General features: G+C 68.4%; 11 protein-coding genes. 6 read left to right on the top strand and 5 right to left on the bottom strand.

Annotated features, from left to right (window positions below; translation table 11 throughout):
* Positions 1-65: 65 nt before the first annotated feature.
* On the bottom strand, positions 66-812 hold the full coding sequence (locus K8V11_RS10110) for an ABC transporter ATP-binding protein (protein WP_303913560.1): 747 nt from the start codon (positions 810-812) through the stop codon (positions 66-68).
* Positions 813-841: 29 nt separating this feature from the next.
* On the bottom strand, positions 842-1,693 hold the full coding sequence (locus tag K8V11_RS10105; RefSeq protein ID WP_303913562.1) for an ABC transporter permease: 852 nt from the start codon (positions 1,691-1,693) through the stop codon (positions 842-844).
* 148 nt (positions 1,694-1,841) lie between these two features.
* Here K8V11_RS10105 and K8V11_RS10100 point away from each other — a divergent pair, with 148 nt between their 5' ends.
* Both K8V11_RS10100 and K8V11_RS10095 read left to right on the top strand, forming a co-directional pair.
* Positions 1,842-3,083 carry an ROK family transcriptional regulator gene (locus K8V11_RS10100; RefSeq protein ID WP_303913558.1) on the top strand — a complete coding sequence of 414 codons (1,242 nt, stop codon included), beginning with the start codon at positions 1,842-1,844 and terminating at the stop codon, positions 3,081-3,083.
* A 54-nt stretch (positions 3,084-3,137) separates the two neighbouring features.
* On the top strand, positions 3,138-3,746 hold the full coding sequence (locus K8V11_RS10095) for a bifunctional 2-polyprenyl-6-hydroxyphenol methylase/3-demethylubiquinol 3-O-methyltransferase UbiG (RefSeq protein WP_303913556.1): 609 nt from the start codon (positions 3,138-3,140) through the stop codon (positions 3,744-3,746).
* A 4-nt stretch (positions 3,747-3,750) separates the two neighbouring features.
* Here the strand turns inward: K8V11_RS10095 and K8V11_RS10090 are convergent, their stop codons facing one another.
* Entirely contained in the window at positions 3,751-4,470 is a 720-nt protein-coding gene (locus K8V11_RS10090) for a hypothetical protein (protein WP_303913554.1), read from the bottom strand.
* Positions 4,471-4,567: 97 nt separating this feature from the next.
* Entirely contained in the window at positions 4,568-6,271 is a 1,704-nt protein-coding gene (locus K8V11_RS10085; RefSeq protein WP_303913553.1) for an alkaline phosphatase, read from the bottom strand.
* 159 nt (positions 6,272-6,430) lie between these two features.
* On the opposite strand from K8V11_RS10085, the gene K8V11_RS10080 reads away from it, so the two are divergent.
* Positions 6,431-6,847: a DUF3151 domain-containing protein gene (locus tag K8V11_RS10080; RefSeq protein WP_303913551.1), complete on the top strand. Its 417-nt coding sequence runs from the start codon at positions 6,431-6,433 to the stop codon at positions 6,845-6,847.
* A 37-nt stretch (positions 6,848-6,884) separates the two neighbouring features.
* On the top strand, positions 6,885-8,102 hold the full coding sequence (locus K8V11_RS10075; RefSeq protein ID WP_303913550.1) for an aromatic acid exporter family protein: 1,218 nt from the start codon (positions 6,885-6,887) through the stop codon (positions 8,100-8,102).
* A 41-nt stretch (positions 8,103-8,143) separates the two neighbouring features.
* On the opposite strand, the gene K8V11_RS10070 is transcribed toward K8V11_RS10075, so the two are convergent.
* Positions 8,144-8,626: a DUF4442 domain-containing protein gene (locus K8V11_RS10070; RefSeq protein WP_303913547.1), complete on the bottom strand. Its 483-nt coding sequence runs from the start codon at positions 8,624-8,626 to the stop codon at positions 8,144-8,146.
* A 72-nt stretch (positions 8,627-8,698) separates the two neighbouring features.
* Between K8V11_RS10070 and K8V11_RS10065 the strand changes: the two genes are divergently transcribed.
* Both K8V11_RS10065 and K8V11_RS10060 read left to right on the top strand, forming a co-directional pair.
* A complete protein-coding gene (locus K8V11_RS10065) occupies positions 8,699-9,307 on the top strand; it encodes a TetR/AcrR family transcriptional regulator (RefSeq protein WP_303913542.1) in 609 nt (202 codons plus the stop codon).
* A 286-nt stretch (positions 9,308-9,593) separates the two neighbouring features.
* Positions 9,594-10,747: alkaline phosphatase (locus tag K8V11_RS10060; protein WP_303913539.1), on the top strand; the 1,154-nt coding region annotated here is incomplete at its 3' end.

Raw genomic sequence — 10,747 nt, 5'->3', positions numbered from 1 at the left:
CAGCGCTGCGAGAAGTGCCAGGGCGCGGGAGTTGTGTCGTGTGCGGGGATGAGTGCGGGAATGGCTCATGCCTGCACTCCCAGGTGCTCGAGGAGGCCGGCCTTGTGGCGGGGGTCGGGCTCCTCGGCGCGCGAGAACTCGATGCGCTCGGAATGAGCGACGCGCCCGTCGACGAGCACGTCCACTCGGTCGGAGAGCGCGACGGCCTCGTCGACATCGTGGGTGACGAGCAGGATGCCGAAGCCGTGGTGGCGCCACAACGAAAGTAGTAGCCCGTGCATCGTGTGCCGCGTGATCGCGTCGAGTGCGCTGAACGGCTCGTCGAGGAGCAACAATTCCGGCGCCCCGACGAGGGCGCGGGCGAGCGAGGCGCGCTGCGCTTGGCCGCCGGAGAGCTCCCCGGGGTAGGCGCCCGAGTGCTTGCCGAGGCCGACCTCGGCGAGGGTGCCCGCGACCCGCTCGGCTTTCGCTGCGGGCGAGATGTCGATCTGGTTGAGGCCGTGCACGACATTGCCGGCCACGGTGCGCCACGGCAGGAGGCTGGGGGACTGAAAGACCACGGAGGGGTTGCCGGATAGGAGGATGCGTCCTCCGGCGTCATCGTCCAAACCTGCAAGCAGGCGGAGGGCGGTGGACTTGCCGCTACCGCTGCGGCCGATGAGCGAGACGATCTCGCCCGCGCCGATGCGCAGGTCTAGGCCGCGCAGCACGGGCGTCGCGCCGAAGCTGCGGGTGACGTCCTCCAGGCGTGCGGCGGCGCCCGAGTCGGCGGTGTCGAGGGTGGGCGAGTGGGAGTGTGCGGTGAGGGTCATGGCGGAATTCCTCGCTGGGTTGGAACGGGCTAGTGGTAATGGCGCAGCGCGCGGCGCTCGAGCGCGCGGACGAGCGCGTCGGTGGTGACGCCGAGGATCGCGTACACGACGAGACCCACGAGGATGACGTCGACCTGCAGGAAGCCGCGGGCGTTCATGATGAGATAGCCGAGTCCGCTCGTCGCGTTAAGCTGCTCGGCGACGATGAGGGTGAGCCAGGCGATCGCGAGGGATTGCCGGAGGCCGACGAGTGCCTGGGGTGCAACCGAGGGGAGGATGACGTCGGTGAGGCGCTGGCGCCGGGAGAACCGGAACACCCGCGCGACCTCGAGCAATTTCGGGTCGATCTGGCGGATGCCCGCGGCGATCGTGAGGTAGATGGGGAAGAACACGCCGAGCGCGATGAGCAGTACCTTCGGTACTTCGCCGATGCCGAACCACAGGATGAACAAGGGAATGAGGCCGAGGTGCGGCAGCGCCCTGATCATTTGTAGAGGCGGGTCGAGGAGGTAATCGGCGATCCGCGAACTGCCGACGATCACGCCGGCGACGAGGCCGGTGGCGATGCCGAGCGCGAGCCCCTGGAGGACGCGGCTGGTGGAAATGAGCAGGGCTTCGCCGAGCTGGCCGCCCCGCGTGAGTTCCCAGCCGGCTTCGGCGATGAGCTGCGGCGCCGGGAGGATGCGCTCGGGGAGGAGGCCGAAGAACGAGGCGAGCTGCCAGACGATGATGATCGCGACCGGCGACAGCCGCCGCAGCAGGCCGGGGCCGGTGGGTATTCGTCGACGGCGTCTCGCGGGCGGGGAGGCCGAGCTCGACGCCGGAGCGGGGGAGCCTTCGGTGGCCGGGGCTGCGGGCGGCGCGGTGAGTAGGGAGGTCATGGTGTCGTTGGGTGCTTTCGTCGGGAGTGGGCGATGAACGAACATGTTTGTGTCCGCCGGCAGGCCCGATCCACCCTTCGAATCAGCGTGAGCGGAAGTTGCCGAAGAAGTAGACAGATCTGTCTATTGCGGTGCTAAAGTTTGGCTCGTGACCGATCAAACTCCCTTACCCACGAGCGCCCCGACGTTTCGGGTGTCCGACGTCAGCGCTGCGCAGGTGCTGCGCGCCATCCGCTTCCGCGGTCCGGTGTCGCGGTCCGAGGTCGCCGACGTGACCGGACTGTCCAAGGCGACGGTCGCGCGCGCCGTCACCACCCTCCAGGACCTAGGCGCGGTTCGGCCGCAGCCCGGGCGCATGAGCCAGGGCGCGACGGGGCGACCCGGAGCGGTGCTCGAGCTCGATCCGGATGGGCCCGTCGCCATCGCGGTGCACATCGGTTTGAAGAACTCGGTCGTCGCCGTGTGCGACCTGAGCTGCCGCGTCCTTGCCGCCCGCGAGATCCCCACCGAGGCTTCGCCGGGCGATGCAGTCGACACCCTGTCGGCGGAGGCGTTCCGTCTGCTCGACGGGTTCCGCGGGCGCCGGCTCGCCGCGGGAGGTGTCGCGACGGCGGCCCGCGTGGCCGGCGGCGGCCGCGTGGACCACGACCTCCTCGGCTGGGCCGGGACGCCGCTGGGCGAGCTGTTCACCGAGACGATCGGCGTGCCCTTCGCTGTGGCCCCGCACGTCGAGGCGATGGCCGCCGCGGAGCTGCTTCTGGGGCACGAGAGGCACTCCGGCACGACGCTGCTCGTCTATGGCCGCGAGTACATCGGCTCGGCGCTCGCGATCGACGGGGTCGTGCACCAGCCCTCGGCGGGCCCCGCGGACCTGCGCTACCTGCCGTTCGGGAAGGTCCCGCACCTCGACGATCGCGGCGAGGGGCTCATCGACACGGTGTCGGATCACGGGCTGGTGCGCGCTGCGCGCAAGCACGGTCTGACGGCGGAGAGCGTCAGCGCGCTCGGTGAGCTCGCCGCAGGCGAGGGGCGGGAAGCAGGCGAGGCCCGTGCGATCCTGCGGGACCGTGCGCTCGCGCTCGGCCGCGTCGTCGGCACGGTCTCGGCCGTCCTGCGCCCGGATACCGTCGTCCTCGCAGGCCAGGCTTTCACCGACCACCCCAAGTATCTGCCCGACGTGCTCGCCGGGTCCCGGGAGGTCGCGGTTGCCGGCCGCGCCCCCGCGCTGCGCGTGTCCACTGCGGGCCGCCGAATCCAGGAGCAGGCCGCGATGGCCGTCGCGCTCGACCGGCTGTGTGCGGATCCCGAGTCCGTTCTTTCGGACGGCGCCCGCCCGGGCGGTGAGGAGTCTCGACAAAAGTCGAGCGCGAAAAGCGAGTTCGCGGCCTGACGCCGTCGGAGGGCCATGATTGCAGGGACGTCCGACGTCACGAACAATGGAGGAATGAGCGGACCCGAGGAAAATCGCTGGTTGGCAAGTGTGCGGGAGAACCCCGACAAGGCGAATGAATACGCGGAGCGGTGGCGCCGCATCGAAGCCGAGGGGAACGACATCTTCGGCGAGGCGCGGCTCGCGGACGCGATGGTCCCGCGCGGCGCGCGCATTCTCGACGCGGGCTGCGGGACCGGCCGCATCGGCGGCTATCTTTCGCGCGCCGGGCACGAGGTGTGGGGCGTCGATCTCGACCCGACCCTCATCGGCGTGGCGCGCGCCGACCATCCGGGGCCGACGTGGCAGGTCCAGAACCTCGCCGAGCTCTCGCTCGTCGACGGCGCGGGCGCCCGCATCGAGTTCGACCTGATCATCAGCGCGGGCAACGTGATGGGCTTCCTCGCCGACGCCGAGCGCGCCGCGAGCCTACGCGGGATCTTCGCCCACCTCGCGCCGGACGGGCGCGCGGTCATCGGCTTCGGCAGCAACTGGGGCTGGGATTTCAGCGACTTCGTCGAGGAAGCCTTTGCCGCCGGGCTCGAGCTGCAGGCGCGTTTTTCGTCCTGGGAGCTGCACGCGCCGAACGACGATTTCTTCGTCGGGGTCTTCGGCCGGCGGTAGCCCGCTACTGGCCCTGGCCCGCGGGAAGCCCGCCGGTGCCTACGGCCGGGTCGCACACGAGCCAGGATCCGTCCTCCTCGCGCATCTTCACGTCCTCGTCGGTACTCGCGCCCTCGTCGTCCGAAGAGGTAACGTGGGCGGTGGCGTTGTCGCCGTCGAGGTCGACCGATTCGACGTCGAGCGAGGCGGGGAAGGCGCCGCGGATCTGCTCGGTGAACTGTGCGTCGAAGTCGACCCCGGACTGGCTGGAGATCTCCGACAGCGAGTTCATCACGTCGGTGTCGGGGCGGTACTCCTCGCAGATCTGCGCGCTGAACTCCTCGACACTGGTCACCTCGGAGAGGTTCTGCAGCGTGGACTCGATGTCCTTCTGAGCGCGCGCCTCGGGGGAGCGGTCGCTGAACACGAAGAAGATGAGGGCGGCGACGATAAGGATCACCGCGAGCACGGCGGCGATGATGATGCCCACCTTCTTGCTGGGGAGACCTCCGAAAAGGCTGCCGCCGCTTCCACCCCGGCCGCCGTTACCGCCATGGCCGTTGCCGCCGGTGCCACCGTTGCCCGCGCCGCCGGGGCCGGTAGACATCGTGGGGTAGCTTCCCCCGGGCGCATCCGCGCCGAGCCCGCGGGGCGCGGACGCGTCGCGCGGGCCGAAGCCCGGGACCGGATCCGGTGTGTGGCCCTGCGCTCCGGGGCCGGAGTTCGGTGACTGAGGTGGCTGCATCGTTCTCCCTTTCGCGCCCGTCCGCCTGCCGGACCGCGCTTCAAGCGACTCTGCGTCACCGTACACGGCGCCGCAGCGCCGCCTAAATACGTCCTCGCTACGGCAGCGGACCCGCCGGCTGGATCGGGCCGCTGCCATGAGGCTTGCGCCAGCCGCCCATCCGGTAGGTTCCCGTGCCCGCGTCCTCGCGCGAGAACACCGCGAAGTAGTCCATGTGCGCGAAGCCATCGGTCAGTTCGAACACGCCGTATCCGTGCCGGTCGAGGTCGACCCAGCGGATGTGGTGGTTGGCGGCCGGCAGCGCGGTCTCCGCGGCGTCCGACAGCGGGTTACCCTCCGGCAGGCCGATCATGTCGTCGATGTTGTTCGAGGTGATGGACGGGACCACGAACTCGGCGCCGACCAGCCCCTCGGCGGGCGAGGCAGCCCGGCGCGGCAGGTCGCACGCCCACGAGGTGTGGATGTCGCCGGTGAGGAACACGCAGTTGTCGATCCCCGCGTCGGCAATCGTGTCGAAGAGGCGGCGGCGCTCGGCTGCGTAGCCGTCCCACTGGTCCGCGTTGTAGGGCACGCCCTCCTCGGGCAGGCCGGTGAGATCGGTGAGCGCCTTCGTCACGCGCGGGTCGAGCGGCGGGAGCAGGACGGGCGTGATCATCACCGAGTTACCCACGAGGTTCCACCGCGCGCTCGAGGAGGTCAACCCGCCGGTCAGCCAGTCGAACTGCGCCGCGCCGGTCATCGTGCGGCCGGGGTCGTCGATCGCCCGACCCTCGTAGAACTTCGGCTGCTCCGAGCGATAGGACCGCAGGTCGAGCATCGACAGCTCGGCGAGGGTGCCCCAGCCGAAGCGCCGGTACAGCTGACCGCCGTCACGAAGCGATTGGGGCCGGATCGGCAGCCACTCGAAGTAGGCCTGCGCGCCGTTGCGCTTGCGATCTTCGTACGAACCCTGCCCCGGTTCGTGATTCTCGGCGCCGCGCTCCCAGGCGTCGTTGGCGATCTCGTGGTCGTCCCACGTACAGATCCACGGCACGTGCGCGTGGAGCCGCTGCAGGTCGGGGTCGGTTCGATACTGCGCGTGGCGGCGACGATAGTCCGAAAGCGAGACGATGTCCCACGCCGGATCGTGCGGGCGGACGCTACCGTTCGGCCCCGCGTATTCGCCGTTGCCGTACTCGTAGATGTAGTCGCCGAGCTCGAGCACCGCGTCGATGTCGCCGCGGTCGGCGAGGTGCCGGTAGCCGGAGAAGAACCCGGCCTCCCAGTTCGAGCACGACACGACGCCGAAGCGCGCGCGGCCCGGATTCGCCCCCGGCGCGGGCGCGGTGCGGGTGCGCCCCACCGGCGAGGTCTGCCCGTTGCAGTTGAATCGGTAGTAGTACCACGTGTCCGGCGCGAGGCCGCCGGCGTCGACGTTCACCGTGTGGTCTTTATCGCCATTTGTGACGACGGAGCCCGCGCGCTCGATCGCGCCGAAGCTCGCGTCGCTCGCCATCTCCCACTGAACCGTGGCCTCGGGGCCGGCACCGGAGCCCGGCGTTGCCTCGGGACTCGGGGTCACCCGGGTCCACAGAATCACCCGGTCGCTCAGCGGATCGCCGGAGGCCACGCCGTGCCGGAATATCGCGCCGTCTTCGGCGAGTGCCTCGGCGGGCGCGAACGGGCCGATGCCGCCCTTGCCGAGCGCGAAGGCCGAGCCGGTCGCTGCGGCGGCGACGGCGCCCGCCTTGAGCACGGTGCGGCGGTTCGCGCCCGCGGAAGCCGAGGACGGGGGATTACTGGGCGAATCGTAAGCAGTCACAATCCTTCATTTAAAGCCATTCTTTATCTCCGTGTCCACTCTTCGGAGAAAGCTTCACCAAGTTTTCACTTTTTGGTCGCTTGTCCAACGGCGCGCCCGATTCGGGGCCCGACCACGTGTGACGGCGGGGGACGCGGTCGAACCTCTAATATCGTCACCATGACTTCTTTTGGTGATTTGCTCGGACCGCCCCCGACCCGCCTGCCCGGAGACCCGGAGGCCGAGGAGGGCATCGCGACCGGCGTCGACGCGCGCAAGGTCGCCGCCGAGAGCCCGACCGCCTCGATCGCTTGGGCGAAGCTCGCCGAGGATGCCTTCGACTCGGGCGACACGATCGGCGCGTACGCGTTCGCGCGGACCGGCTACCACCGCGGCCTCGACCAGTTGCGCCGCAACGGGTGGAAGGGCTTCGGCCCCGTGCCCTTCGACCACGAACCGAACCAGGGCTTCCTCCGCTGTGTCGCAGTGCTCGCCCGCGCAGCGCAGAAGATCGACGAAGTCGACGAGTACGAACGCTGCTTGGAGTTGCTGCATGAGTGTGATCCGCACGCCGCCTCGGCTCTCGGCCTGGCGTGAGCGAGTAGACCAAGGAGCTTATGGCTTCTATGCGCGGATGCCGGCGCCGATGCGCGACCGGGTCCGGAGGGTCGCCTATGCGCTGATCCCGATCCTGCAGTGCGGCATCGGTGCCGCTCTCGCCTGGTGGATCGCCAGCGATCTGCTCGGCCACGAGCGCCCCTTCTTCGCGCCGATCGCTGCGACGATCGCGCTCGGCGTGTCCATGGGCAAGCGCCTGCGCCGCGCCGCCGAGCTCGTCATCGGTGCGGTGATCGGCATCGGTCTCGGCGATCTGCTTATCTCCGCGATCGGCTCGGGACCGTGGCAGATCGCCATCGCGGTCATCGCCGGGCAGACCATCGCGGTGTTCCTCGACAAGGGTGCGATCTTCTCCGGCCAGGTCGCCTCCTCGGCGGTACTCGTGGCGACGCTGCTGCCCCCGGGCAGCAACTTCGGCTACGAGCGAATGGTCGACGCGCTCATCGGTGGGCTCATCGCGCTCGCGATGATGTCGCTGCTGCCCGTGCACCCCATCAGGCGGGCGCGGCGCGAGACGGCCTCGCTGCTCGGGGTGTCCTCGTCGATTCTGCGCGAGGTAGCCGAGGGTCTTGAGAGCCGTGATGTCGACCGCATCGGCGACGCGCTGCAGTCGGCCCGCGATACCCAGCCGGCCCTGGACACGCTGCGCGAGCAGGTCGGCGGCGGCAAGGAGATCATCTCGATCTCGCCGTTCCACCTGTCCAAGAAAGGCGAACTCGACGGCATCGCCGATGTACTCGACCCACTCGATAACGGGGTGCGCAATATTCGCGTTCTCGCCCGCCGCGCCGCCACGTCGGTGGAGGACTCGGTGGACATCCACCCGAAGCTCATCAACCTCATCGACCACCTCGCCGACGGCCTTGAGGACCTCTCGCGCTACGTTGCGGGCATCCCGGACGCGCCCGACCAGGTGACGATGATGAGGCAGCTGCGCATGGTCGCCGCCGGCCTCCAGCGCGAGCTCGTCTCCGGGGGCGGTATCACCGAGACCGTGGTGCTCGCGCAGATGCGCTCAATCCTCGTCGACATGCTTCAGGTCGCGGGGCTGTCAAAGATCTCCGCACTCGCCACGCTTCCCGCGACCGTGCCGAAGCCGGCGGTCCGCCCCGAGCCGCTCACCAGTGGTGAGGCCAAATCGACCGAGGGGCTGGCGCCGAAGGACGCCGCGCGGGAGGTGCTCCCGCCGCGGGTCATCAAGAACATGCCCAAGGTGTTCCTCGACGAAGACTAAAAACGATCACGCATGACGTCGGACGTGCCGCGCCGGCGTGGTCAGCGCTTCTTGCGGCGTACGTAGACCTGCTTCCGTACGCGGGCGATGGTCTTGCCGTCGCCGTCGGTGAGGTCTGTGGAGAACCAGGTGAGCACCTTGTCGCCGCCGTCGGCCTGTTCGCGGATCCGGTCGATCTCCTCGGGCGTGGCCTCGAAGGTGCCGTAGACGGTGCCGCGGCCGGGCGCGACGAACTCGATCTCGCCCGCGGTGTCCCACACGGTGTAGGAGCCGCCGAGTTGCTGCATGACAAGGAACATCCACCACGGATCCGACATGGCGAACAGGGATCCGCCGAATGCGGTGCCCACGTAGTTCGTGTTCCACGGACGGCGGTTGAGCCGGACCTTCACCGACGTGAAGTCCTCGGCAAAGGGTTCGACGCGCACGCCGGAGGCGAGGAACGGCGGCCACAGGCTCATGGCGATCGACAGGGTGCGCGGGTGCGACAGCGCCCTCTTCAGTGGCGAGACCGATTGAGTCATCTTCGAAGATCTCCATTCGCGGATCGGCCGATTCGAATTATGGTTTATAGCATAAAGCGTAGGGTGGAGCGCATGGCAAATGAAGCAACTCCGACGTCAGAGGCGGGTGTGGTGAAGCGCCGCGGCAATACCCGGGACCGCATGGTGCGCACGGCGGCGGAGTTGCTCGGCGAGTACGGCGTGGCCGGGACGAGTATCGACAGGGTGCTTTCGGTGAGCGGGGCGCCGCGCGGGTCGGTGTATTACCACTTCCCGGGTGGGCGCGCGGAGATGCTGTCGGCGGCGGTTGAGCAGGCCGGCGAGTTGGTGTTGCGGACGATCGGGGAATCGCCGGATCCGTCGGCTGCGCTGCGGACGTTCGCGGATTTCTGGCGCGCGCGGCTCGAGGTCACGGGGTTCCGGGCGGGCTGCCCGGTGCTGGCGGTGACAGTGGATGAGAATCCCGAACTGCCCGAGCTGCACGGTCAGGCTGCGGCGGCGTTCGCGGGGTGGCAGGACGCGCTGGCCGCGCGGCTGGTCGAGTCCGGGTTGGATGACGGCGCGGCGGCGACGCTCGCGGAGCAATCGCTGTGCGTGCTGGAGGGTGCAGTGGCCATGTGCCGCGCGCGCCGGGAGATCGCCCCGCTGGACTCGGCGGTCGAGGCGATCGGCGCGCTGTACCGACTTCGCGAGCGGGGCTGATCTTTGGCGTCTGCTCTTCGCGGGTGAACCAGAGAAAAATTGTTGATACTAATTCGTGTGTGACGTTTGGGGCTCAGGACGATGGTTGTGCCCTTTGTTGCAGCCTGTTCTGAAATAAATCCTGATTTAAATGGTGCGACGAGCACAGGTATCTGCGAATTCATGGCTAGTTAATTCTCAGCTGTTTATGTGGTTCATGGTTTTCGGGTCGCGCGCCGTCGAGGCATGCGCGGTCCGGGATTCCACGAGTCCCTTGCGAAGTTCACCACGGAGAAAGTAGCCACGTATGTCTATGTTGCGCCGCTCCGTCCGCAGTTTCTCGGCAGTCACCTTCTCGGCCTGCATGGTCGTGGGGATTGCCGGTGCGGGCGTTGCCCAGTCCCAATCACTCGATGCCCAGTCGACCGCCGCGATCGGCTCGCTGCAGCAGTCCGGCTCGTCGCTCGGCTCGCTTGAGGATCTTCTTCCCGGTGGCAAGGCTCCGAAGAACATCATCTACATGATCGGCGACGGCATGGGGTACAACCACGTCGCCAACACCAACATCTTCGAGACCGGCCAATCGCGCTACGGGGTCGAGGGTGAGGCCGACGGCGAGAAGTTGGAGCAGGCCGACGGTGAGGCCGTGCAGGTCTTCGAAAGCGACGAGTGGCAGAAGTCGTCGATGTCGACATACCCGGTAGACAGCGGATACGACCCGGTCAAGGCGTGGAACGACAACGACTACATCAACCACGACGTGACCGACTCGGCGGCCGCCGGAACGGCGATGGCCACGGGCCAGAAGACGCTCAACGGCATGATCGGCGTGGACGCCGAGGGCAACGAGCTCGAGAACACCAACGAGCGCGCACTTTCCATCGGCAAGTCCGCCGGCGTCGTGTCCTCGGTTCCGTTCAGCCATGCGACCCCGGCTGCGTGGGGCGCGCACAACTCGGACCGCAACGCGCTGCACGAGATGGCCGACGAGATGATCGACAGCGATCTCAACGTCATCTTCGGCGCCGGGCACCCGGATTTCGACGATAACGCCACCGAGCGCTCCGCGAAGTACGAATACCTCTCCGAAGAGGGCCAGGACCTGCTCGAGTCGGGCGATAGCGGGTTCGACTTCTTCGATGACAGCGAGACGTTCGCAGACCTCGCCGCGGGCAACGTCTCCTCGGACCGCTACTTCGGGCTTGCCCCGGTGGCAACGACGCTGCAACAGAATCGCGACGGCGAATCCGCCGTTCCGGGCGATGTTCCCGAGAACGACGTCACCGACCTGCCGACCATGTCGACTGCGGCGCTCAACGTGCTGAACCAGGATCCGGACGGCTTCCAGGTGATGATCGAGGGTGGCGCGGTCGACTGGACCGGCCACGCGAACGAGTCGGCCCGCAACGTCGAGGAGACCCAGGACTTCAACGCTGCGGTCGAGGCCGTGAACGACTGGGT

The sequence above is a fragment of the Dietzia timorensis genome, from assembly GCF_020742175.1.
Classification (GTDB): Bacteria; Actinomycetota; Actinomycetes; order Mycobacteriales; family Mycobacteriaceae; genus Dietzia; species Dietzia timorensis_A.
Note: the sequence above shows the minus strand (reverse complement) of the source record. Positions and strands in the feature narration are given on the sequence as shown.

What these genes read in the sequence shown, in the direction of transcription:
- K8V11_RS10110 (WP_303913560.1), bottom strand. Translation starts at nt 812, where the DNA reads ATGACCCTCACCGCACACTCCCACTCGCCCACCCTCGACACCGCCGAC.
- K8V11_RS10105 (WP_303913562.1), bottom strand. Translation starts at nt 1,693, where the DNA reads ATGACCTCCCTACTCACCGCGCCGCCCGCAGCCCCGGCCACCGAAGGC.
- K8V11_RS10095 (WP_303913556.1), top strand. Translation starts at nt 3,138, where the DNA reads ATGAGCGGACCCGAGGAAAATCGCTGGTTGGCAAGTGTGCGGGAGAAC.
- K8V11_RS10090 (WP_303913554.1), bottom strand. Translation starts at nt 4,470, where the DNA reads ATGCAGCCACCTCAGTCACCGAACTCCGGCCCCGGAGCGCAGGGCCAC.
- K8V11_RS10080 (WP_303913551.1), top strand. Translation starts at nt 6,431, where the DNA reads ATGACTTCTTTTGGTGATTTGCTCGGACCGCCCCCGACCCGCCTGCCC.
- K8V11_RS10075 (WP_303913550.1), top strand. Translation starts at nt 6,885, where the DNA reads ATGCCGGCGCCGATGCGCGACCGGGTCCGGAGGGTCGCCTATGCGCTG.
- K8V11_RS10070 (WP_303913547.1), bottom strand. Translation starts at nt 8,626, where the DNA reads ATGACTCAATCGGTCTCGCCACTGAAGAGGGCGCTGTCGCACCCGCGC.
- K8V11_RS10065 (WP_303913542.1), top strand. Translation starts at nt 8,699, where the DNA reads ATGGCAAATGAAGCAACTCCGACGTCAGAGGCGGGTGTGGTGAAGCGC.